Origin of the sequence: Roseovarius aestuariivivens (genome assembly GCF_004761875.1) — a bacterium.
In the GTDB taxonomy this organism is placed as follows: domain Bacteria; phylum Pseudomonadota; class Alphaproteobacteria; order Rhodobacterales; family Rhodobacteraceae; genus Roseovarius; species Roseovarius aestuariivivens.
This window is the reverse complement of sequence record NZ_SJEY01000015.1, coordinates 1-22,391: the sequence shown is the minus strand read 5'-3', so window position 1 is coordinate 22,391 and position 22,391 is coordinate 1. Positions and strand designations below refer to the sequence as shown.

The 22,391-nt window shown below is 60.1% G+C and carries 25 protein-coding genes and 1 tRNA gene; 10 read left to right on the top strand and 16 right to left on the bottom strand.

Going from position 1 to position 22,391, the window contains the following annotated elements; all coding sequences use genetic code 11:
* Positions 1 to 29: 29 nt before the first annotated feature.
* Positions 30 to 2,648, bottom strand: a complete 2,619-nt coding sequence (gene clpB / locus EZV60_RS18140) for an ATP-dependent chaperone ClpB (RefSeq protein WP_135507346.1) — start codon at positions 2,646 to 2,648, stop codon at positions 30 to 32.
* 248 nt (positions 2,649 to 2,896) lie between these two features.
* Between clpB and EZV60_RS18135 the strand changes: the two genes are divergently transcribed.
* The 3 genes from EZV60_RS18135 to EZV60_RS18125 all read left to right on the top strand — a co-directional run bounded on the left by EZV60_RS18135 (position 2,897) and on the right by EZV60_RS18125 (position 4,570).
* Positions 2,897 to 3,157, top strand: a complete 261-nt coding sequence (locus EZV60_RS18135) for a hypothetical protein (RefSeq protein WP_135507344.1) — start codon at positions 2,897 to 2,899, stop codon at positions 3,155 to 3,157.
* A gap of 224 nt (positions 3,158 to 3,381) precedes the next feature.
* Complete coding sequence (pyrF, locus tag EZV60_RS18130) at positions 3,382 to 4,074, top strand: orotidine-5'-phosphate decarboxylase (protein WP_135507342.1); 693 nt, start codon at positions 3,382 to 3,384, stop codon at positions 4,072 to 4,074.
* A 193-nt stretch (positions 4,075 to 4,267) separates the two neighbouring features.
* Entirely contained in the window at positions 4,268 to 4,570 is a 303-nt protein-coding gene (locus EZV60_RS18125) for a hypothetical protein (protein ID WP_135507340.1), read from the top strand.
* Positions 4,571 to 4,608: 38 nt separating this feature from the next.
* Here EZV60_RS18125 and EZV60_RS18120 read toward each other — a convergent pair whose 3' ends face one another.
* On the bottom strand, positions 4,609 to 5,052 hold the full coding sequence (locus tag EZV60_RS18120) for an NUDIX domain-containing protein (protein ID WP_135507338.1): 444 nt from the start codon (positions 5,050 to 5,052) through the stop codon (positions 4,609 to 4,611).
* A 61-nt stretch (positions 5,053 to 5,113) separates the two neighbouring features.
* Between EZV60_RS18120 and EZV60_RS18115 the strand changes: the two genes are divergently transcribed.
* On the top strand, positions 5,114 to 6,367 hold the full coding sequence (locus EZV60_RS18115; protein WP_135507336.1) for a DNA polymerase IV: 1,254 nt from the start codon (positions 5,114 to 5,116) through the stop codon (positions 6,365 to 6,367).
* An 8-nt stretch (positions 6,368 to 6,375) separates the two neighbouring features.
* Here EZV60_RS18115 and EZV60_RS18110 read toward each other — a convergent pair whose 3' ends face one another.
* Entirely contained in the window at positions 6,376 to 7,239 is an 864-nt protein-coding gene (locus tag EZV60_RS18110; RefSeq protein ID WP_135507334.1) for an N-formylglutamate amidohydrolase, read from the bottom strand.
* 144 nt (positions 7,240 to 7,383) lie between these two features.
* On the opposite strand from EZV60_RS18110, the gene EZV60_RS18105 reads away from it, so the two are divergent.
* The 3 genes from EZV60_RS18105 (at position 7,384) to EZV60_RS18095 (ending at position 9,455) form a co-directional block, all read left to right on the top strand.
* A tRNA-Val gene (locus EZV60_RS18105) sits at positions 7,384 to 7,458 on the top strand.
* 80 nt (positions 7,459 to 7,538) lie between these two features.
* On the top strand, positions 7,539 to 7,664 hold the full coding sequence (gene ykgO / locus EZV60_RS18100) for a type B 50S ribosomal protein L36 (RefSeq protein ID WP_057820407.1): 126 nt from the start codon (positions 7,539 to 7,541) through the stop codon (positions 7,662 to 7,664).
* 468 nt (positions 7,665 to 8,132) lie between these two features.
* Complete coding sequence (locus EZV60_RS18095; protein WP_245306357.1) at positions 8,133 to 9,455, top strand: PQQ-dependent sugar dehydrogenase; 1,323 nt, start codon at positions 8,133 to 8,135, stop codon at positions 9,453 to 9,455.
* A 119-nt stretch (positions 9,456 to 9,574) separates the two neighbouring features.
* Here EZV60_RS18095 and EZV60_RS18090 read toward each other — a convergent pair whose 3' ends face one another.
* On the bottom strand, positions 9,575 to 9,982 hold the full coding sequence (locus EZV60_RS18090) for a surface-adhesin E family protein (RefSeq protein ID WP_135507332.1): 408 nt from the start codon (positions 9,980 to 9,982) through the stop codon (positions 9,575 to 9,577).
* 378 nt (positions 9,983 to 10,360) lie between these two features.
* The gene (locus EZV60_RS18085) at positions 10,361 to 11,206 is read right to left on the bottom strand and encodes an urea carboxylase-associated family protein (RefSeq protein ID WP_135507330.1); all 846 of its coding nucleotides are present in this window, start codon (positions 11,204 to 11,206) and stop codon (positions 10,361 to 10,363) included.
* A 488-nt stretch (positions 11,207 to 11,694) separates the two neighbouring features.
* Between EZV60_RS18085 and EZV60_RS18075 the strand changes: the two genes are divergently transcribed.
* Positions 11,695 to 12,135, top strand: a complete 441-nt coding sequence (locus tag EZV60_RS18075) for a MarR family winged helix-turn-helix transcriptional regulator (protein WP_167853579.1) — start codon at positions 11,695 to 11,697, stop codon at positions 12,133 to 12,135.
* A gap of 8 nt (positions 12,136 to 12,143) precedes the next feature.
* On the opposite strand, the gene EZV60_RS18070 is transcribed toward EZV60_RS18075, so the two are convergent.
* From EZV60_RS18070 to EZV60_RS18025, 10 genes are all read right to left on the bottom strand, one after another.
* A complete protein-coding gene (locus EZV60_RS18070) occupies positions 12,144 to 12,923 on the bottom strand; it encodes a succinate dehydrogenase iron-sulfur subunit (protein WP_135507325.1) in 780 nt (259 codons plus the stop codon).
* Between the two features lie 14 nt (positions 12,924 to 12,937).
* Positions 12,938 to 13,249 carry a succinate dehydrogenase gene (locus tag EZV60_RS18065; RefSeq protein WP_135507323.1) on the bottom strand — a complete coding sequence of 104 codons (312 nt, stop codon included), beginning with the start codon at positions 13,247 to 13,249 and terminating at the stop codon, positions 12,938 to 12,940.
* 74 nt (positions 13,250 to 13,323) lie between these two features.
* Positions 13,324 to 15,129, bottom strand: coding sequence for a succinate dehydrogenase flavoprotein subunit (gene sdhA / locus EZV60_RS18060; RefSeq protein ID WP_135507321.1), 1,806 nt, complete (start codon positions 15,127 to 15,129; stop codon positions 13,324 to 13,326).
* Positions 15,130 to 15,146: 17 nt separating this feature from the next.
* Positions 15,147 to 15,518: a succinate dehydrogenase, hydrophobic membrane anchor protein gene (sdhD, locus tag EZV60_RS18055; RefSeq protein ID WP_135507319.1), complete on the bottom strand. Its 372-nt coding sequence runs from the start codon at positions 15,516 to 15,518 to the stop codon at positions 15,147 to 15,149.
* Between the two features lie 10 nt (positions 15,519 to 15,528).
* Complete coding sequence (gene sdhC, locus EZV60_RS18050; protein WP_135507317.1) at positions 15,529 to 15,912, bottom strand: succinate dehydrogenase, cytochrome b556 subunit; 384 nt, start codon at positions 15,910 to 15,912, stop codon at positions 15,529 to 15,531.
* 415 nt (positions 15,913 to 16,327) lie between these two features.
* Positions 16,328 to 16,756, bottom strand: a complete 429-nt coding sequence (locus tag EZV60_RS18045) for a response regulator (RefSeq protein ID WP_167853578.1) — start codon at positions 16,754 to 16,756, stop codon at positions 16,328 to 16,330.
* Positions 16,757 to 16,822: 66 nt separating this feature from the next.
* The gene (locus EZV60_RS18040; protein ID WP_135507313.1) at positions 16,823 to 17,854 is read right to left on the bottom strand and encodes a MaoC family dehydratase; all 1,032 of its coding nucleotides are present in this window, start codon (positions 17,852 to 17,854) and stop codon (positions 16,823 to 16,825) included.
* 2 nt (positions 17,855 to 17,856) lie between these two features.
* Positions 17,857 to 18,060, bottom strand: coding sequence for a DUF1737 domain-containing protein (locus EZV60_RS18035; protein ID WP_135507311.1), 204 nt, complete (start codon positions 18,058 to 18,060; stop codon positions 17,857 to 17,859).
* 4 nt (positions 18,061 to 18,064) lie between these two features.
* Complete coding sequence (locus tag EZV60_RS18030) at positions 18,065 to 18,613, bottom strand: NnrU family protein (protein ID WP_135507309.1); 549 nt, start codon at positions 18,611 to 18,613, stop codon at positions 18,065 to 18,067.
* Complete coding sequence (locus tag EZV60_RS18025; protein WP_135507307.1) at positions 18,610 to 19,491, bottom strand: HpcH/HpaI aldolase/citrate lyase family protein; 882 nt, start codon at positions 19,489 to 19,491, stop codon at positions 18,610 to 18,612. The genes EZV60_RS18030 and EZV60_RS18025 overlap by 4 nt, the downstream gene beginning before the upstream one ends.
* A gap of 201 nt (positions 19,492 to 19,692) precedes the next feature.
* Between EZV60_RS18025 and EZV60_RS18020 the strand changes: the two genes are divergently transcribed.
* Complete coding sequence (locus tag EZV60_RS18020; RefSeq protein WP_425353575.1) at positions 19,693 to 20,013, top strand: hypothetical protein; 321 nt, start codon at positions 19,693 to 19,695, stop codon at positions 20,011 to 20,013.
* Between the two features lie 5 nt (positions 20,014 to 20,018).
* On the opposite strand, the gene EZV60_RS18015 is transcribed toward EZV60_RS18020, so the two are convergent.
* Positions 20,019 to 20,774, bottom strand: a complete 756-nt coding sequence (locus EZV60_RS18015; protein WP_135507304.1) for a sulfite exporter TauE/SafE family protein — start codon at positions 20,772 to 20,774, stop codon at positions 20,019 to 20,021.
* Positions 20,775 to 20,933: 159 nt separating this feature from the next.
* Between EZV60_RS18015 and mdh the strand changes: the two genes are divergently transcribed.
* Positions 20,934 to 21,896: a malate dehydrogenase gene (gene mdh / locus EZV60_RS18010; RefSeq protein WP_135507302.1), complete on the top strand. Its 963-nt coding sequence runs from the start codon at positions 20,934 to 20,936 to the stop codon at positions 21,894 to 21,896.
* Positions 21,897 to 22,391: the final 495 nt, after the last annotated feature.

The following is a 22,391-nucleotide window of genomic DNA, read 5'->3' as shown; positions in this document are numbered from 1 at the left end:
CCGGATCGCTCCGGCGGGGGATTTTCGGTTCAGTGTACGACCGCGTCGTCGGGCCTTTCGCGATTGGTCGACCCAACCCGGTCGCCGATGATCAGGCCTTCCGGCCCGGCGCTTACCGGCACGGTCGATCCATCAAGGATATCGCCGGCAAGGATCGCCTCGGCCAGCGGATCCTGCAGCGCCTTCTGGATCACCCGCTTGAGCGGGCGCGCGCCATAGACCGGGTCATAGCCCTCGTCGGCCAGCCAGGTCTTGGCCGCATCATCCAGCTCCAGCCGGATTTTCCGGCTCGCCAGCCGCTTCAGCAGCCGCGCCATCTGGATTTCGACGATGCCGTCCATCTGATCGCGGGTCAGCCGGTCGAAGACGACGATCTCATCAAGACGGTTCAGAAACTCGGGCCGGAAATGTGACCGGACCGCGTCCATCACGTCGCGCTTGGCGCTGGCCGCATCCGCACCCTCTGGCAACTGGCTCAGCGCCTGCGACCCAAGGTTCGACGTCAGGATGATCAGCGTCTGCTTGAAGTCGACCGTGCGGCCCTGACCGTCGGTCAGCACACCATCGTCCAGCACCTGCAACAGCACGTTGAAGACCTCGGGATGCGCCTTCTCGACTTCGTCGAAAAGCACGACCTGATAGGGCCGGCGCCGCACCGCTTCGGTCAACACGCCACCTTCGTCATAGCCGACATAACCCGGAGGCGCGCCAATCAGACGGGCCACGCTGTGCTTCTCCATGAACTCGCTCATGTCGATCCGCACCATCGCGCTGTCATCGTCAAAGAGGAACTCCGCCACGGCCTTGGTCAGCTCGGTCTTACCCACGCCGGTCGGTCCAAGGAACAGGAACGATCCCAGCGGACGGTTCTCGTCATTGAGCCCCGCACGCGCCCGGCGCACGGCATTGGCCACGGCCTTCACCGCCTGGTCCTGGCCGATGACCCGCTTGTGCAGGCCGTCTTCCATCCCCAGAAGCTTTTCGCGCTCGCCTTCCAGCATCTTCGCCGTCGGAATACCCGTCCAGCGTTCGACCACTTGCGCGATCTGCTCGGGCCGCACGGCCTCTTCGACCATCACGCCTTCCTGCTCGGCCTCCTCGGCTTGCCGCAACTGCTTTTCCAGCTGCGGAATAACGCCATAGGACAGCTCCCCGGCCTTGGCGAGATTGCCCTCGCGCTTGGCATGGTCAAGGTCGATCCGCGCCCGGTCGAGCTGCTCCTTCAGATCCCGGGCAGAGGCCAGCTTGTCGCGCTCGGCCTGCCATTGCGCCGTCATCTCGCTGGAGCGTTCCTGCAACTCCGCAAGTTCCTTCTCGATCCTTTCCAGCCGGTCCTTGCTGGCCGCGTCGTCCTCTTTCTTGAGCGCCTCGGCCTCGATCTGCTTTTGCAGGATCTCACGGTCGAGCGCATCGAGTTCCTCGGGCTTGCTGTCCACTTCCATCCGCAGACGGCTCGCGGCCTCGTCGACAAGGTCGATGGCCTTGTCCGGCAGGAACCGGTCGGTGATGTAGCGGTTCGACAGCTGCGCCGCCGCCACCAGGGCCGAATCCGAAATGCGCACACCGTGGTGCAGCTCGTATTTCTCCTTGATGCCGCGCAGAATGCTGATCGTGTCCTCGACCGTCGGCTCTTCCACCATCAGCGGCTGGAACCGCCGGGCCAGCGCCGCGTCCTTTTCCACGTGCTTGCGGTACTCGTCCAGCGTCGTCGCACCCACACAGTGCAGCTCACCCCGCGCAAGCGCCGGCTTGATCAGGTTGGCCGCGTCCATCGCGCCATCCGTCTTGCCCGCGCCCACCAGCGTGTGCATCTCGTCGATGAACAGGATGATCTCGCCAGCCGCATTCGTGACCTCGTTCAGCACGGCCTTCAGCCGCTCCTCGAACTCGCCGCGATACTTCGCCCCGGCAATGAGCGCGCCCATATCCAGCGCCAGAAGCCGCTTGTTGGCCAGGCTCTCGGGCACGTCGCCATTGACGATCCGCAGGGCCAGACCCTCCGCGATCGCCGTCTTACCGACGCCCGGTTCACCGATCAGAACGGGGTTGTTCTTGGTCCGGCGGCTCAACACCTGCATCGCGCGGCGAATCTCGTCGTCGCGCCCGATGATGGGGTCGATCTTGCCCTCCTCGGCCCGCTTCGTGAGGTCCGTGGCGTATTTCTCCAGCGCCTCATAGGTATCCTCGGCGCTCGCCGAATCTGCCGTGCGCCCCTTGCGGATATCGTTGATCGCCTCGTTGAGCTTCTGCGCGCTCACGCCGCCCTGCTCCAGCGCCTCGCGCGCCGGGCTTTTCACCATGGCCAGCGCCGTCAGGATACGCTCGACCGGCACGAAACTGTCGCCAGCCTTCTTGGCGACCTTCTCGGCCTCGTCCAGCACCTTGACGGTCTGGGTGTCCATGTAAATCTGGCCCGAATCGCCGGTGACTTTCGGGATCTTGCCAAGGCTCAGCTCCAGCGCCTGCATCACCCGGCCCGCGTCGCCGCCGGCGCGCTTGATCAGGTTGCCGGCCAGCCCCTCGGGATCATCCAACAGCGATTTCAGAATATGCTCGGGCGCCAGTTTCTGGTGGCTTTCCCGCATCGCGATCACCTGTGCGGCCTGAATAAAGCCACGTGACCGCTCGGTGAACTTCGACAAGTCCATCCCAACTCTCCTTTTGACAAGCGTTACCCCGGTTGCGCACCCAGCATTAGGCATACGGCGGTCGGGAACCTCGAATGTCAAAGTGGGCAGACGCCGGCCCATGTTCAAGGTCTGTTCAGGGCGAGACGGGCAGATTTTGTCACAAACCCCACATTTTCGTGAACATCTTCCGCGGGGCATACCGGAACCCCATCTTATCCCCAGAGTTATCCACAGGACGGCAAAAGCCGCCGAGAAAGGACAAGATCATGCAGGCCGAGACACTCGAATTCGATGCCATTCGCTACAATCCCGAACTTCAGGGGTTCGAGGCGGAAATCCGTATCCGGGACGGCGCCGAGACGCTGAGCTACCCCGCCTTCATCCGCGCGCCCCTGACAGCCGATTACGCGCTCGTCGCCCGGGGCCTGACGCAAAAGGCGCTCGCGCTGCACAAGGGACACGGCAAGGGGCAGCGCCTTCGCCTGCGCACCTACGAGAATGGGCACTCCGCGGCAATGGCCGCCTGATTTAAAGTCAATTTTCGGCGATCGGGCAGGCTTTCAAACTGTCCTGTCGGCAAATCAGCCCCGCACTGCATCACTCTATTCGTGAGCGTGCGGGGTATCTCATGCGGACCGGGAAAATTCACCTGACAGAGCGGGACCGCCTGGCCCGGGACGGACGGCAAGGGTTGACGCCCCGCAGGCAACCCGCAACAAGGGCGCGTCACCAAAGAACGGAGCGTGCCACCATGGCCGATGACCGCCTGATCGTCGCAATCGACCTGCCCGACGCATTGTCCGGTCTGCAATTGGCCGAACGGCTGGGCGACGCCGTGTCCTTCTACAAGATCGGCCTCGGGATGCTGACGGGCGGCGGCCTCGCGCTCGCCAACGAACTCAAACAGGACCACGGCAAGCGCATCTTTCTCGACATGAAGCTTTTCGATATCGGCGCCACGGTCGAGGCCGCCGTGCGGGGCCTCGCGCAGTTCGATCTCGATTTCCTCACCGTGCATGGCGACCCCCACGTCGTGCGCGCCGCCTGTGAGGGCGCGGCAGGCAAGGACATGAAGATCCTCGCCGTCACCGTGCTGACCTCGCTTGACCGCGCGGATCTCGACGCGTCGCTCATCGCCCCGGGCGAGATCCCCGATCTCGTCGCCACCCGTGCCGCCCGCGCCTTCGAGGCCGGCGCCGACGGCGTGATCGCCTCTCCGCAAGAGGCCGCGATGATCCGCGCCCTGCCCGAGGCAACGGGCCGCCTGATCGTCACCCCCGGTGTGCGCCCCGCAGGCGCCGATCTGGGCGATCAGAAACGCGTTGCCACCCCCGCGCAGGCCCTTCAAGACGGCGCCGATCACATCGTCGTCGGCCGCCCGATCTGGGCCGCGCCCGATCCCCGGGCCGCCGCCGACGCGATCCTGCGCGAAATCGCCGCCTAGGCGCGCCCGCGACCCCGCCCCGAGAAAGCGCTTGAACCTCGGGCCTCATGCGGCGACCCTCCCGAGAAAGACGCAGGCCGAATGGCGCGCCTGCTTGGGCCGGATCATGCTTGGCCCCGGCGCAGTGACATCACTGCATCCCGCGCGCCGGCCCAGACCTGACACACGCGCACTTCATAAGAAGGAGCTTTCCATGGAAGCCCAGCTTATCGCCGCTCTCATCCTTGTCCCGTTTACCGGCATTTTCATCTACGCCGGTATCCACGAATATCGCCGCTATAAATCCGAGGGCACCGCGACCTACGGCCTGGCCTATGACGAGGAAACCGGCACCACCCACGTCACGGCCATCCCCGAGGGCGAAGAATCCTACGACCCCGAAGATTTCGATCCGAACAACTACAATGATCTCGAAATCAAATCCGTGCCTGACGATCAGGCAGAGGCCGAGGCGGAAACAGAGGCAGACACCGGGGACGACAGGACAAAGTCCTGACATTCGGCGCGTGGGGCGGACGCAGCAGTCAGGCCGTGTTAACCGCGCCCCTTGTCTCGACCTTCCACACGCGCCCTCACACGAAGATAGGCGCCCACCCGATCCCGGAAATGCGGAATGGCGTCCGGTGCGTTGACGAAATCTTCGGGCCGCATCAGGTGCCAGCCCCTTCCTTCGGCCCCAAACACTATGTCGCTCTCCCGCGCCTCCGGCAGATGTGCCGCGAAAAACCACGCCCGGTTCGGCTCGCGGTAAAAACACCGCCAGACCAGATCGCCGGGATCAAGCCGCAAACCGATTTCTTCCCGCGTCTCGCGCAGCACGCAGTCCTCCGGGCTTTCCCCGCCGTGACGTCCCCCGCCAGGCAGGTCGAGACATCCCGGCCACTCAAGCCTCGGTTTCACATCGCGCCTCAGCACGACGATCCGGTCACCCAGAAACAGCACAAGCTTGGCGCCCGAGAAGGAATCCGCGTTTGACATTTTTGTACAATCTGCACTTTTGGGGTCGTTCCGCTCGTACAATTTGTACAAGATCCCCGCCATGCCGTCTTTGTGTCGCGATTGCCTGACCTCGTTCGAGACCGGCCCACGCTGCCCCGCGTGCCGCAGTCCGCGCGTCGTGGCGCATGACGAATTGTTCACGCTCTCCATCGCCCACATGGATTGCGACGCGTTCTACGCCAGCGTCGAAAAACGCGACCGGCCAGAACTTGCGGACAAGCCCGTGATTATCGGCGGCGGACGGCGCGGGGTCGTCTCAACCGCTTGTTATATCGCAAGAATTTGTGGCGTCCGCTCGGCCATGCCGATGTTTCAGGCGTTGAAGCTCTGCCCCGACGCGGTCATCATCAAGCCCCGGATGGAGCTTTACGCCGAGATCTCCCGCGCCATCCGCGCCATGATGCTCGATCTCACCCCGGATGTGGAACCGCTCTCGCTCGACGAGGCGTTTCTCGACCTCACCGGCACCGCGCGCCTGCACGGCGCGCCCCCTGCGGTCATGCTGGCGCAGCTCGTGCGCCGAATGCGCGCCGAACTTGGCGTGACCGGGTCTATCGGATTGAGTCACAACAAGTTTTTGGCGAAAATCGCCTCGGATCTCGACAAACCGCATGGCTTTTCGGTGATCGGAGAGGCCGAAACGATGGACTTTCTGCACGACAAACCTGTCTCGTTGATCTGGGGCGTGGGTCAGTCGGCGCAGGCGTCTCTCGAAAAGGCCGGCATTCGCCGCTTCTCGGACCTCCTGCGCTGGGACCGCACGGATCTCATTGCGCGTTTCGGCTCTCTCGGCGACCGGCTCTGGCATCTGGCAAGGGGCCAGGACCGCCGCCGCGTCTCCGCCAATTCCCCTGTGAAATCAATCTCTAACGAGACCACCTTTGGCGAGGACACCGCCAATGCCGACGTGCTCGACGGGCATATCTGGCGCATGGCCGAAAAGGTCGCGGACCGCGCCAAGGCCAAATCGAAAGCAGGCCGCGTGGTCACGCTCAAGCTCAAGCGCGCCGATCACTCGCTCCTGACCCGGCGGCACGCGCTACGCGAACCCACCCAGCTGGCCGACCGCATCTATCGCACGGCGCGCGGTTTGTTCGATCAGGTGGATCACGACGCGCCCTACCGCCTTCTGGGTGTCGGTATGTCCGATCTCGTCACCGAGGCCGCCGCCGATGTCTCGGGCGATCTGCTCGACCCCGACGCCCTGCGCCGCGGCGAGGCCGAGCGCGCCACCGATAAGATCCGCGCCCGCTTCGGCCCGGACGCGATCCTCAAGGGTCGATCGTTGCGATAAAACCTGGCCTATTCGGCAGCCAAAGGCCGCGCGTCGGCCCGGCCGATTTCCGTGATCTGCGCGATCACACCGTCCAGCAGGCGCTTGAAGGCCGCGAAGTTCCCGTTGGGCCGGATCAGCCGCTCGTTCATGTAAAGCGCACGATCGATCTCGACCTGCACGGCATGGCGCCCCTGCGCGGGCCGTCCGTATTGCTGGGTGATATAAGCCCCGGCAAAAGGCGTGTTTCGCGTCACGACCAGACCGGCCCGCCTAAACGCCTCTTCGATCCGGTCGACCACCGCCTCGCTGGCCGCCGCTCCGAACCTGTCGCCCAACACCACTTCGGGCCGCCGCGCCCCGCTGCGCGCGACGATATCCATCGCTTCGTGCGGCATCGAATGGCAATCCACCAGGATCGCCTCTCCGAACATCGCATGCGCCTGATCCATCTCCGCCCGCAGCGCGTCATGGTAGGGCGTCCAGTAGGTGTCGATGCGCCGTTTGGCCTCGGCCATGGTCAGTTTGCCGGAATAGATCGCCTTGCCATTGGCCACGACACGGGGGATCACCCCAAGACCAGAGGCCACGCGCGGATTGTGTCCCAGCTTGCGGACACCCTCGATCAAAGCGGGGTCGAGTTCTTCGGTCGAGCGATTGAGATCAACAAAGGCGCGCGGCGCGCCGGCCGTCAGAAACGGGGCCCCGTGGCAGGGGGCGGCATCGAACAGTTCGTCGACAAAGGCGTCTTCGGAACTGCGGATGGCCTGCTCGTCAAGGGCTGTCCGGCGCAGGAAAGACCACGGATAGGCCCGCCCGCTATGGGGCGAGGCAAAGACGACCGAGGTGGTTCGCCGCTCTGGTCGGGTCAGTGTGAAGGCCGGTTTGGACATGCATGCTCCTGAGCGTGTATCATAGACCGAATTCGGGGTTCTAAAAGCCCTTGATCCGTCTTCCGACTCCTTTTATAGACCCCGCTACCCGGCGCGGATTTCCGCGCCCCTATTTATTGGGGCAGGTCCGTTTTGGGTATTCATGGGCGATTAGCTCAGCGGTAGAGCACTTCGTTGACATCGAAGGGGTCACAAGTTCGAACCTTGTATCGCCCACCATGAATTCGCTGTTTCGGCCCTGCTGGCCGGAACACCCGCAACTCAGGCGCTGGCCCGCGCCGCGACAAAGGAGAGGACCGATGAAGGTCAAGAACTCGCTGCGTTCGCTCAAGAACCGGCACCGCGATTGCCGCGTCGTGCGCCGCAAAGGCCGCGTCTACGTGATCAACAAAACTCAGAAGCGCTTCAAGGCCCGCCAAGGCTGAAGCCCCTCTGACGTATGACTGCAGAAAACCCCGCCATCGCGCGGGGTTTTCTTTTGGGCGCAGGAAAGGCCGCCAACCGGCTACGAAGGGTATGATGGTGAACCGTCAGGTCTATGCCGGTCACCGTCCGAAACGGGCAACATCAGCGCCGCCCAAAGGTCAGCAAGCCTGTCCTTCCCAAGGTGTCTTCAACCTCGTCTGGTGGCTGCCCAAGAAATACTTTTGCTAAACCGAGAAAGTAAGCGATAGTTTTCATCTGCGAGTCGGAACGGCTCCGGGAGGAACCTTTGCGCATATTTTTCAAGGGCCTGGCTCTTTGGGGGATGTTGATTTTCCCCGCTTACACGTTCAGCGGCAGCAAGGCTCTCGGCAACGCCATTGTTAGATGAGTAGATCGATCATTCGGCACCGTATTTGGAGGATGTGAAAATACGAAGCTGAATAAAAATAAACTAAAGGGAGGAAAACATGAATATCCTAAAAAGAAAGGTAGCGTCAGGGCTCATGGCCGGTGCCATGGTTCTTGGACTGCCGTTTGCCGCTCAGGCAGACAATCACCAAGGCATGGATGTGCCCAAGATCTCGTCCTCCGTCGTTCTTGAAGGGCTTGAGAGCCCATGGGACATGGCGTTCCTGCCGGACGGCACGATGTTCTTCACCGAAAAATGCAATGGTCTTTCGGTCAGAACATCCGACGGCACCGTGCATAAGCTCTACGGCATGGAAGAGACGACCGGTTATGCCGATAGCGGCGATGACCTTTTCTGCGAGGGTCAGGCAGGGATGCTCGGCGTGGCCGTCGACCGCGACTTCGCCGACAACCGCAGAATTGCCGTCTATTCGACGTCGAACAAATATCACGGCGATGGCTGCAAGACCAATTTCGAAAGATGCGACGGCAACATCGTCATGACCTTCACGGTCAGCGAAGATCTCACCAGCGTCAGCGATCGAACCGACATCGTGACGGATATTCAGTTCAAGCCGTTCGATTCCAATCAGCCGTTCGGCGGCCCCGGCGCCCATAACGGCGGACGGATTCGCATCGGGCCCGGCGGGTATCTCTGGGTGGCCGGCGGCGACCGGCACCGCGGCATCTGCCCTCAGGACGGCACGCTTCTGTGCGGCAAGGTCCTGCGGATCGACATGGACGGCAATGCCCACCCGGACAACAACCCGCCCGAGGGCTTTGACCCGCGCATCTACACCTATGGCCACAGAAACGTCCAAGGCATCGACTTCCGCCCGAGCGACGGCAAGGCCTTCACGGCGGAACATGGCCCCTGGCACAATGACGAGATCACCGCGCTGGTGAACGGTGGCAATGCCGGCTGGGACCCTGCGCAGAATGTCGGAGGCCGGGGCGAGTGCCCGGATGAGTATTGCGGCTATGAACCCAACCAGATGGACGGGATGGATCCCGCCGTGCGCGCGGCCTACACGCCGATGAGCGACACGCGCTTCGACGATCTGATGCCGCCGTCGTGGAACAACAATGGCTTCTCGCAAGGCACTGGCTCTGCCGCCTTCCTGACAGGCGACAACTGGGGCATCTACGAGGGCCGTCTGGCGGTCGGCATCATGGGGATCGGCTTCGGCGATACGCCAGAGGGCTCGCGGATCGACATGATCAGCCTCACCCCCAGTGGCTTGGGCATAAACGGGATCGTCCGCATGCCCCTCGGCTTTTCACAGCGGTTCCGCGGCCTGGCTATGGGTCCCGATAACGCGCTTTATGTGGCGACCGATGAAGGTGAGATTTACCGCGTCACCGCAGAAAGCATGAGGTAAATCTCAAAGCCTTACATAACTAAATGAACACTTTTCCCGCGTCACTTCGGTGGCGCGGGAATTTTTCGTCTAGGGTTTGAGATCTCTCGGCCTAAAGTCTGCCGGCTTCTAAAACAGCCTCAATCGCAGACGATTTCGGCCAGGTTGTCCCGTGTAGACCCGGCTTCAATCTCGCGCTTTGACGTTTCCGATGTATCCGTCTTCATGGCAGGCCTTTCCCAGTGCTTGTCTGTGAAAAAAGTGCTCTGCAATGTTTTCTCAGTCCGCTCGGAACAGTCGATTTCCACGAGGCTCAGAAAACTGGATGCCCCCATGACGGACGTCTTGTAGCGGATGCCCGTCCAAACCCGCCTCAGCGTCCCGGTCTCTTCCACGCGCGATGGATCATAGACATGGACGTCACCATTGGCTTCCGTCGCGTAGGTGACCCACATACCCTCTCCAGCACCGGTGGCATAGACCTCGTTCGCTGCGACGCTCAACACCGACGAAAAGATTATGGCTGCTGTTGATCCGGTTTTGTGCATGCGGAACAGAGTTCGACAATTTTTCCGATCTGACCAGCGAAATCCGAACGCGGCGGCAACACAAACCTACAACGCCAACGCATCACCCCGCGCTTGGGCTCGGCTGCCTGCGATACGTAAAATCGGCGGGCCAAGTCGAAGATACGCCTTCGGCTCAATTGCGTTGAGGTCGGGAAATCGTGAGGCGTGGCGCGTCTTTTGGCCTATGTCAGGAATCAGGCATCCGGTTGCACATTTGGACCAAAGGTAAACGACAGGACATCAAAAAAGGCTCGACTGCGCCGGTGTACGGCCTGTGCACAGCCTGTGTACAGCTTGTGCATCCCCATTTTGGGACCAGAGCCACAGATTAATCCACCGCACGGTGACGCGCCCGTCTCACCGCCCGTGGCTTCGGTCATAACCGTTGACCGGTGGGCTGACCCACTCGCCCAGAGCACCATCATCCGGCGCGAAAACCTCCACCAGAAGCGGATAACACGCCGCGGCATCGCTCGAATGCTCAGAGGAACAATCGCCCCCCGGACAGGCGCTCAAGGCTCCCAAAAGATCAATTTCCGCAAAGAATTCAAGGTGATCCCCGGGCCGCACGGGGCTCGCCTTCATGAAATACTGACCCGTTTCCCGCGTGAACCCGGTGCACATGAAGACGTTGAGCACATCATGCACATGCCCCTCCGCCTCGGATAGGCTCATCCCTGTCTCGTCAGCAAGCGCCCGCGTCAGGTTCGAATGGCAGCAATAGTGATACTGTAACCCCTTGAGAAGGTTACCAGTATACGGATCACACCGCGTGCCGATCACGTCGTGCACACCGCCACCGAACTCATCGAACCCATACCAGTCCAGCGTATCTTCCACGATGGTCGCCATGGGCCGCACGAAGGGAAAGCTCGACCACATCCGCGCCTTGGTGCTCAAATGGGTGCCGTGCAGCGCGCGCGTCTTGCCGGAATAGAACCTTTCGGACAAATCGCTTTCGTTCCAGAGGTTTAGATCGCCAACTTGGGGCCCCTCGACGCTGCTGATGCGAAAAAACTGGCCCGCTTTCACCCGGAAACACGCCGCATCGCGCGGGGCAACGGTCACCTCGTCCACCTTCCGCGCCGCTTCCCGCGCCCTAGCATAAAGCGCAAGGTCCGGCTCCGGCAGGCTGTCGTTCGGATAGCAGATCACCGGCTTGACGGCACGGCGCGCGTCGGCGTCCTCAGGCTCTTGCGTCATGATCGCTTGTCCTTTCAGCTCGGTCTCTGGCAAGTCACCGGCGCCGCTCCGGTATCGGTAAAGGCTTCGGCTCCGCACGCCGCACAACGGAATTTCTTCATACCATCCCGGTCGCCGCGCCGATCTTCCCGCCAGCGGCATTGCCGGGTGCGGCGATTGGAAAAAACCAGGATAAGAAGAAAGGCCACGATCAGGCCGACTACGACGATCACGATCCGCAAGGTTCCCAAAAACAGCAGGGCCCATGGTCCAGCCCTGCATCTTTGCTAATGGTATCAGGCATATGCACCCTATGGAAAGGCTCAGAACTCAGGCGGCGTCGGCGCCTCACGGTCAGGGGCGCGTTCCCGCCAAAACCGCAGGGCCGTGCCCGGATCTCCGTACCGGCTCTCGCTTCGGGTGGCGAACATGGTTGCGGCGCCGCACGTGTGCAGATGTTGCGCAGTCTGCGACTTGTTTTCCAATGCAGATGCTTGCAAAGTCATGGCATGATCGAGCCTGTGCCCCAACACTCAAGGACGTGGCGTGCCATTGCGCGGGCCTATATCAAGGGGCGTGAGCAAATCGACACGGCTCTGAAACTTGAAAATCTGCCCCCATTGGAAATCTTTGAGGCACTGAGCGCCATAAACGCCGGCACGCACGGCGCTAAAGCGCTTGAAAACGATCTTCTGATGCCTCAATACGCCGTTTCGCGTCTTCTGGACCGGATGGAACGCGACATGCTGATTTCAAGAATGCCGAACCCCGACGACCAACGCGCCAAAACCGTTGAGGTCACGCGACGAGGTCAAAGCGTTCTGGCAGAACAGGCCGGCGTTTACGCAGATGCAGTTGCATCCTTCATGGCGCCACGCGCCAAGCCTGGGCAGCTTGAACGCATGACAGACCTGTTGTCCTTGCTCGACCGGGACGAACCGGAAACCTGACGCGCGGATCAAACCGCGCGTTCAAGCATCATCTTTTTGATTTCCGCAATCGCCTTGGCCGGATTCAAACCTTTGGGGCATGTCTTGGCGCAATTCATGATCGTGTGACAGCGGTAAAGCTTGAAAGGATCTTCCAGATCGTCAAGCCGCTCGCCCGTTGCCTCGTCCCGGCTGTCGATGATCCAGCGGTAGGCATGCAAAAGCGCGGCTGGTCCTAGATATTTGTCCCCGTTCCACCAGTAGCTCGGGCAAGAGGTCGAGCAGGATGCGCACATCACACATTCATACAGACCATCGAGCTTGGCGCGATCTTCGATTGACTGCTTCCATTCCTTCGCGGGCCGGTTCGTTTTGGTTTCAAGCCAAGGCATGATCGACGCGTGCTGCGCATAGAAATGCGTAAGATCCGGAATCAGATCCTTGACCACCGGCATGTGCGGCAACGGGTAGATCTTTACATCGCCCTTAACCTCGTCGAGGCCATAGATGCACGCCAAGGTATTGATCCCGTCGATATTCATCGCACAGGATCCGCAGATGCCCTCGCGACAGGATCGCCGAAAAGTCAGCGTCGGGTCGATGTCGTTCTTGATCTTGATCAGAGCATCCAAAATCATCGGGCCGCATTTGTCCATGTCGACGAAATAGGTATCGACCCGTGGATTTTTGCCGTCGTCGGGGTTCCAGCGGTAGATCTGAAACTTGCGCACATTCGTGGCACCCTCTGGCTTGGGCCAGGTTTTGCCCTTGGTAATCCGCGAATTCTTGGGAAGCGTGAGTTGTACCATACCGTTTCCTCCGTTCAGCCCGCCAGTAGCGTCAGGCCGTTTTCAGCAATGCATTGCACCGACTCTGGCCGGCTTGCGATATCCACGACAAGATCGACAGTGGCTGGCTGTACGCCACCGACCGAGTCGCGCGCGATCGTCAGGATTTCCCCGGCAGAGGCCGCATCGATCACACAGTCCGTCACAGGTGCCGCGTTGACGCGGGGAAAACGGCGCTCGACGACGGCGTTGACCACGGTTTTTGCCCGATCTCGCGTAACGGCATCGGCCACGTCATTCGCGGCGCTACAGGCTGAAATCAGCAGGGGCGCCGCGAGAATGGTCACGAGACAGCCGCGCGCACCAATGCCCGATGAGGCGGCCAAATTCGGACGCAGATGTTTCGGACCGAGCGGACAAATCAAAACGTTCGTTCCTTTGGCGCGATCTTTTTCAACGCGATGCCGCCCTTATCTTCCTGTGTCAGAGGGTCCTCGATGATCGGCCGATAGCTCAACTCGACCGACTTGCCGTCGACCCGCGTAATCGTGTGCACACGCCATTTATCGTCGTCACGTTTGGGAAAGTCCTCGTGCGCATGGGCGCCGCGACTTTCGTGCCGCGCCTCGGCCCCGGCGATCGTGGCAAGCGCGTTCGGCATGAGATTGGTCAGTTCGAGTGTCTCCATTAGATCGGAATTCCACACGAGACTGCGATCAGTGACCTTCAAATCATCCATCTTGCTCGCGATGGCGTCCATTTTTTCGACACCCTCCTTGAGCGTTTTAGAGGTCCGGAATACGGCAGCATCTTCTTGCATGGTGCGCTGCATTTCGAGGCGAAGTTCTGCCGTCGGAACGGTGCCGTCGGCGTGCCGCATGCTATCGAAACGGTCGAGCGCCTTGTCGACTTGCGCCTTGTTGGTGTCCGGCACCGCGCTTTCGCGGTCAACGACCTTGCCGGCACGAATTGCCGCGGCCCTGCCAAACACCACAAGGTCAATGAGCGAATTGGATCCCAGCCGGTTGGCACCGTGCACACTGGCACAACCTGCCTCGCCCACGGCCATCAGTCCGGGCACGACCGAATTCGGATCTTTCTTCGAAGGATTAAGCACTTCACCCCAGTAATTGGTCGGAATGCCGCCCATGTTGTAGTGAACCGTCGGAAGAACCGGGATCGGCTCTTTGGTCACGTCGACGCCGGCAAAGATGCGCGCCGACTCCGAGATACCTGGCAACCGCAATTGAAGCGCCTCGGCCGGCAGGTGGCTTAGGTTGAGATGGATATGATCTGCGTTCTCACCTACGCCGCGCCCCTCGCGGATCTCCATCGTCATTGAGCGGCTGACGTAATCGCGCGGCGCAAGGTCTTTGTACTGCGGCGCGTAGCGTTCCATGAAACGCTCACCTTCCGAGTTTGTCAGGTAACCGCCCTCACCGCGAGCGCCTTCTGTGATCAGGCAACCTGAGCCGTAGATCCCTGTCGGATGAAACTGCACAAACTCCATGTCCTGAAGTGGAAGGCCCGCACGCGCCACCATTCCACCGCCATCGCCAGTGCAGGTGTGCGCAGACGTGGCCGAGAAATAGGCGCGGCCATAGCCGCCAGTGGCCAGAACGACGGTCTTGGAGTTGAAAACGTGGATGGTGCCGTCATCGAGTTTCCAGCACACAACGCCTGTGCAGGAGCCATCATCGCTCATGATCAGATCGATGGCGAAATATTCGATGTAGAATTCAGCGTTGTTCTTGAGGCTCTGCCCATAAAGCGTGTGCAGGATCGCGTGTCCTGTGCGGTCGGCGGCGGCGCAGGTACGCTGCACCGGCGGGCCTTCCCCGAATTCCGTCGTGTGTCCACCGAAGGGGCGCTGATAGATTTTGCCTTCCTCGGTACGCGAAAATGGAACGCCGTAGTGCTCAAGCTCGTAGACAGCCTTGGGCGCTTCGCGAGCGAGGTACTCCATCGCATCCGTGTCGCCGAGCCAATCCGACCCTTTTACCGTGTCATACATATGCCACTGCCAGTGATCGGGTCCCATGTTGCTAAGCGACGCGGCGATGCCGCCTTGCGCGGCAACGGTGTGGGAACGGGTCGGGAAAACCTTTGTCACGCAAGCCGTGCGCAGGCCTTGCTCGGCCATACCGAGCGTTGCGCGAAGGCCTGCCCCGCCGGCTCCCACCACCACGACGTCATAGTCATGCGTCTCGTATTCGTAAGCAGCCATTCGATCCTACTCCGATTTCAAAGGGCCAAGCGAGCGATGGCAAAAAGGCCGGTCGCCATGGCGCCATAGCTCAGGCAGGTGACCAGGATGATCGTCACTTTCTGCGCAAGTCCGTGCACGTAATCCTCTACCAGCACCTGGCAACCGTCCGCGAAGTGTTTGAAGCCAACCACGATTGTCAAACCGGCGACAATCGCAGGGAAAGGCCGTGCAAAATAAGCGGTCACTTCTTCGTAGGGCTGGCCCAGCATAGGGCCGAATGTGAAGACGAAAAAAGGGATGAGAATGAGCAGAGCGACACTCTGAACTTTCATCGCCCAGAAGTGGTGTACCCCGGATTTTGCCGCACCAAGTCCTACGGCGCGCTTTCGATCGGTCAGATAACGCATGTGCCGCCCCTCAAACGATGAACACAGTGATGATCGTAAGCATGATCGATCCGCCGATCACGCCCCAACCAAGTTTTTCGGCGGTCTCGACTTCGAGCATCATAGCATTGTCCCAAATAAGGTGCCGGATGCCGGCCAGCGTGTGGTACCAAAGCGCCCAGAGAGACCCGAGCATCACCAAATCGCCGAACCAACTCGTGATTACCGCGTCGGCGGTGGCGTAGTATTCCTCGGACGTTGCCGCAGCCAGAAACCACCAGACTGTCAGAAGCGCCGCCAGGATCAAAGCATTTCCAGTGATCCGGGTCAGGATCGACGTCATAGAGGTCAGTTGCGGTCGATACACCGTCAGGTGGGGTGAAAGCGGGCGATTGCCGCGGTTCACGTCAGCCATGAAGCATTCCTTCTTGCTGCCAGGGCCTCGCCACGCGTCGCAACGTCCGCCCATTGTGCTGCGATTGCTTTTACCTGACCTAATGCTGCCGGTGCAAACGCCAATGCCGATATTGGCCCGGCATATCGTCGCAATTTCTTGATACGTGATCACAAGAATTCATGTGTGATCACGAAAAGGCAATCGGGAATCGTTCTTTGCTGCTTGTGCGGTGGAGCCCTCTGGTGCCGGACAGGATGACAAAAGACTTTTTTCATCAATTATCGTGTTTGGAATTTTGTGATCACACGTTATTCACTGCTCGGCTCGGGTGATGGACACGCCGACATTATATGCCAAGACCGAAACCGGAAAGGTAACTGCCACGAAGAATGCAGGTCTACCTTGCGTTCCACTAACTAGGCAGAAACGCGCTTCAACAGCCGACCGCGGCTTGGCCACCCGTTGATCGCAAAGACCGGCGAAACATGTCCCTCAATCGCAGTATCGGTTCATCGGTCTTGTCGATCACCGCAAGTCCGGATTCACGCGCCTTGTCCCACATGAACGGCGACGGCCAACCTGACACGATCACGATGGGCGTTCTGCGAAACCCGTCTCGGCCCGCTAGATCCCGGGCGAAATCGCTGCCGCGCCCATCCGGCAGGCTGTTATCGACGAGGATCATGTCGAAGGTTTCATTCTTAAGAACCTTACGAGCATCCGCGAGCGTACCGACACACGTCATTTCTGCATTTACCCGCGCACCTCGCAAGGCACGGCGAATCATCTCTTGGTCGTGCCGGCTATCCTCGACCACCAGACACCGCATGCCATCTGCCTTGTAACGTCTGACCGCCTGCATCCGCGTTTCTCCCATTTTGTCAGGCAGAGGCTAGGCTCCAAGGTTTAACATACGGCTAAGGAAAATTCAGATCGGCATCAGCGCCCAGTAATCGAGATCGAGCAGGACGTGGGGCAGGTATTTGCTATCATCGCCTTTCAAACGGAACGGCTCCCCGCCCTTGGTCGCCACCAGCCGAAGGCGCAAAGCACCGACACCCGCCACGGCGGTCTCTGCCTTATCAAGCACTTCCGACCAGGCCCGAACCGTGTCGCCCGCGTGGCAGGGATTGGCATGTGTGCCCGCGTTGATCCCGACAACCAACTGCGCGTTGGCCAAGCCATTGAAACTAAGCGTGCGCGCCATCGAAATGACGTGGCCGCCATAGATAAGACGCCGGCCATCGGCGTGCTGTTCGGTGTCGAAATGGGTTTTTGAGGTATTCTGCCACAAACGCGTGGCCATCATATGCTCGGCTTCCTCGATTGTGACGCCGTCAACATGGTCGATGGTCTCGCCGATTTGGTAGTCACCCCAGCGATGTGTCTCACCGGCCAGCGTATAATCATACCCTTCGAAGGACAGGCCCTCAGGGATCCAAAGGTCCTCCACCGTCAGTGTCTTCTTCAATTCCGGGATCACCGGCGCCGGTGCCTCGGTTCCGGGCTGGCGCTTACGCACCATCACCCAACGAACGTACTCCATCACCACGTCGTCATTTTGGTTGATACCGCGCGATCGGACATAGACGACGCCCGACTTGCCGTTCGAATTCTGCTTGAGCCCGATAACTTCCGACGTCGCGCGCAGCGTGTCGCCCTCGTATACGGGGCAGAGCCAACGCCCCTCGGCGTATCCGAGGTTGGCCAGAGCATTCAGGGATATGTCCGGCACGGTCTTGCCAAACACGACGTGAAACGCCGCAAGATCGTCGAGCGGGCTTTTCGGCAGACCGCATGCGCGGGCAAAGGCATCCGAGGAATAAAGGGCGTGTCGAGCGGGGTAAAGAGCATGATAAAGCGCGCGCTCACCAGAACCCACGGTGCGCGGTACGGCGTGATGAATTACATCGCCAAGGCGGTAATCTTCGAAAAAACGGCCCGGATTTGTCTTGACCATCGTCACTGTTCCCCAAGCTTCATGTCCGGGCGGTAATCGCCCTCGATTTCCTTGGTCACCGCCTGGCCGCAACGCATGACGCCGTTCGCCTCGTCGAACGCGTAGGTCGGATTTCCGTAGAGCTCCCAACCGTGCGAAAGCGCTGCGCTCACCTTGTGGCAGAAGGCGGACGTATCGTCAGCCGTGAGAAACCTGTATATTTTCATCGTGTCATCCGAATGCCGGATAGCCGAGCCAGTAATGGACGCCGGCGATGGCAGCATAGACCACTACGCTGCCCACGGCAGCGGCGATTTCCTTTGATTTCGGCGCAGGAGAAGGCGGTGACCAGCTGGGCTGGGACTTGTTGATGAGGATCATCTCGACCACCGCCCAAGCCAGAAGACCGCCGAAAAGAACTAAGGAGGGCACGTCACCGTTGACCAGCAAATGCGCCAGGGCCCACACTTTGACCGCGCCAAGCATCGGGTGCCGCATCTTGCGCGCAAGGCCCGTTTTCATCCCGGAGGCGGCGAACATGTAGACCGAGAGCAGCATCAGGAGATTATTCACGCCCACCAGAGCGGGATGCCGACCCCAGAAAACCGCACCCTCCGCCTGTCCGTAGCCTTTGACCATCAGCCAGATACTGACCACCAGCAGCAAAGCGATGATGCCCTTGCCGGCGTTTTCTCCCATCGCCGCGCGGGCATCCGGAGCCAAGCGTTTGAAAAGATGCGCTCCAGACCACAGCAGGACGCCAAGAAGCAGGTAGATCATGCGTTTTCCTCTTCGACCAACTCGGCCATCTCAGCGATAGACTTTGCCTTTGCGATTGTCCGCTGCGCGGCGACCACATGCAGGTTTTCGACAATCTGCCCGTCTACGACGGCCACACCCTGCCCCTGTTTCTGGCTTTCCTCGAAAGCGGCGATCTGACGTTTAGCCAGATCGATCTCATACTGCGTCGGTGCGAAGGCGGTATTGGCAATTTCAATCTGCGCCGGATGGATCAGGGTCTTGCCGTCGAAACCCAGGTCGCGACCGTGTTCACATTCATGCTTAAGCCCCTCACCATCCCGGAACCGGTTGTAGACGCCATCAAGCGCTACCACACCGCGGGCAGCCCGCGCGGCCATCACGATCATCTGCAGCGATGCCAGAAGTGGCATCCGGTCTGCCCTGTAGCGACAGCCCAGTTCTTTCGTGAGGTCGTTCGTGCCTGCCACAAGGCCTGTAACCTGCCTATGGGCGGCGATTTCCCTAGCATTGAAGACACTGGCAGGTGTCTCCATCATCGTCCAGATCGGCAGGTCGGGCCCGATTAGGTCCGAAAGATTATCAACGTCCGCATAGGTATTCACTTTGGGTTGCAAAATGACGTCAGCACCTGCCTTTGACAAAACCCGCACATCTTCGAAACCCCACTCAGTGGTCAAAGCGTTCGTTCGGATGATCTTGACCCGCTTGCCATAGCCGCCGTCGCTCAAAGCCTGTGCGAGCGTCGCTCGCGCTTCGGCCTTGGCATCTGGCGCCACGGCATCTTCGAGGTCGAAAATAATCGCGTCGCACGGCAGGCTGCGCGCCTTGTCGAGCGCGCGTTCCTTCGAGCCCGGAATGTACAGCACGGAACGGTATGGATGGGTTTGCAGATCCATCTATCTGGCTCCTTCGGATCAAGTCCTGAAATATTCTTGCGCAGCAATGGCATTTTTTGCGCAAAAAGTTCAAGCAGATTTGTGCCGCAGTGCAGAAAGCTTGCCAGACCGTATCGGCGAACGGGATGTTAACCGTCTTTTGGCAGCCTTCCACACAGATTTTTGGACAACGGCAGGGACAAACTGAGAAAGGGAAACACAATGAAAGCGATCCTCCCGGCGCCCTTCACCGCCGTCCTGACCACGGCTTGGATGGCCTTTCTGCCGAGCGCGCTTTTTGCGCAGCCCGGATGCGCACCTCGCGACGTGATCGTGGCTCGGCTGGCCGAGACATATGGCGAATCGCGACAGTCCATCGGCCTCGGCGCGAATAACGCCGTGGTCGAGATTTTCGCCTCTGCCGAGACCGGCACGTGGAGCATCACGGTCACTTCGGTCCGCGGAATGACGTGTCTCGTAGCCAGCGGTGAAGCGTTCGAGACCATCGCAGATGTATTGCCTGCCGAAGGCAACGATGCCTGACCACCTTAGCCAAGTGCGTCCCAGATCAGTTTAATCCCGGTAACCACCAGAAGCAGGTAGGTCAGCCCAAAAAACAAATTCTCGGAGACAAGCCTGTGCGCCTTGACCCCGAGCCACGCGCCGAGAACTGCGAAAGGGGCGAGGAAAAGATCCACCGTCAGCGTCCTGAGTGTAAACATGCCCAGAAAGGCATACGGCACGAATTTGACGATATTCATGATCCAGAAAACCAGCACCGTGGTCGATTGATAGGTTGTCTTCTCAAGACCACGCGAAAGCAAGTAGACCGCTGCGGGTGGTCCTCCAGCGTGGCTGACGAAGCTGGTAAACCCCGTTATGATCCCGGCAACTACTCCAGCCGCCCGAGGCAGATTGGTCCGGCTTTTTGCGATGGCTCCACTTCTTGTCATCACCTGCCAGGCCACGAAGACAAGGCAAATCGTCCCGATCAGAAGCCGGATCACGTCGTCATCCACCACTGAATAAAGCGCTGCTCCGAAAAGTACCCCGGGCAATGCGCCAAGAAGCATCAGGCGCGCATCCGGCCAACTCCATTTGCGCCAATACGCCCGGACGCTGGTCGCATCAATCAGCATCAAGAGTGGAAGCATGATACCGAGCGCCGTTCCCGGATCGACAAAGAGCGCCAGAATCGACGACCCGGCAAACGCCGCACCCGAACCGAAACCGCCCTTCGAAATCCCGGAAAACATCGCTGCAAAGACGCCGACAGCGAAAACATCCCAGCCGAATCCGGCCATGCCCGCTCCTTTCAAAACCTTGGCGAACAAGCCCTTAGCTGCTTCGCCGCTTCGGCGATAGCCCCGGAGATGAGTTATGCCGCATTGCAGCACCCTTGCGCCAAGCGGCATTTGGCACTAGCCCTTGCGCGAAAATTTCAACCGACCGGAGACAATCACATGGCCAGATCCAAGATCGCGCTCATCGGCGCCGGACAGATCGGCGGCACCCTTGCCCATCTCACCGCCCTGAAGGAACTGGGGGATGTCGTCCTTTTCGATATCGCCGAGGGTACGCCCGAGGGCAAGGCGCTGGATATCGCAGAATCGGGGCCTGCAGAGGGATTCGACGCTAAACTGAAGGGCACGCAGGACTACGCCGATATCGCCGGCGCAGATGTCTGCATTGTGACCGCCGGCGTGCCCCGCAAGCCGGGCATGAGCCGGGATGATCTTCTGGGCATCAACCTGAAGGTCATGAAGTCCGTCGGAGAGGGAATTCGGGACAATGCGCCCGATGCGTTCGTGATCTGCATCACCAACCCCTTGGATGCAATGGTCTGGGCACTTCGCGAATTCTCGGGTCTGCCTCACGAAAAGGTTTGCGGTATGGCCGGTGTCCTGGACAGCGCGCGCTTCCGCCATTTCCTCAGCCTCGAATTCGATGTCTCGATGAAAGACGTTTCGGCCTTCGTGCTCGGCGGGCATGGCGACACGATGGTGCCGTCGGTCCGCTACTCCACTGTGGCCGGCATTCCGCTTCCGGACCTTGTAGAGATTGGCTGGACCACTCAGGAGAAGCTCGACGCGATCGTGCAGCGCACCCGGGATGGTGGTGCCGAAATCGTCGGCCTGCTTAAAACCGGTTCGGCCTTTTACGCGCCTGCGACATCGGCGATCGAGATGGCCGAGGCCTATCTTAAGGACCAAAAGCGCGTGCTGCCATGCGCGGCCTATTGCGACGGAGAGTTTGGCCTGAAGGGGATGTACGTGGGCGTGCCCACCGTGATCGGCGCAGGCGGTATCGAGAAGATCGTCAACATCAAGCTCACCAAGGAAGAGCAAGATATGTTCGACACCTCGGTAAAGGCCGTCAAAGGTCTTGTAGAGGCGTGCAAGGGGATCGACGACTCGCTCGCCTGAAGCTGTGTCGATTAGATGATTATAGAACGCGCGGTTCTTTGGATCCGCGCGTTCTTTTGTTTTTCGTTGTGTTCTTTTGCATCTGCCCGGCCTTCCGCCCATGTTCGGAGTGACGCTGGTCTCAGCCGTAACAGCAAGGATAGCTGCAGGCTTTTCTGCGCCTTCTAGGTGCGATCTCGGTGTCGCCCGAGGCCATGCCTAACGGAAGTGCAGCGTCGCGCCAAAGCTTCGATTCGACACAAGCCAAAAGATAATTTTTGTGATCACAGGTAAAAATCGCGTGATCACAAATACTGCAAAAAGGTATGAAAAAGCGGCTCAGGGCGTGAAATAGGTTAAATCCCGCATCAACCTGTGGCTATACCTGTCGCAAATCACAGAAGGCGGGATATCTGCATGAACATCCACGAGTATCAGGCGAAGTCTTTGCTTCGGTCTTATGGTGCGCCGGTTTCTGACGGGCGTGTTGTTTTACGCGCGGAGGAGGCGAAGTCT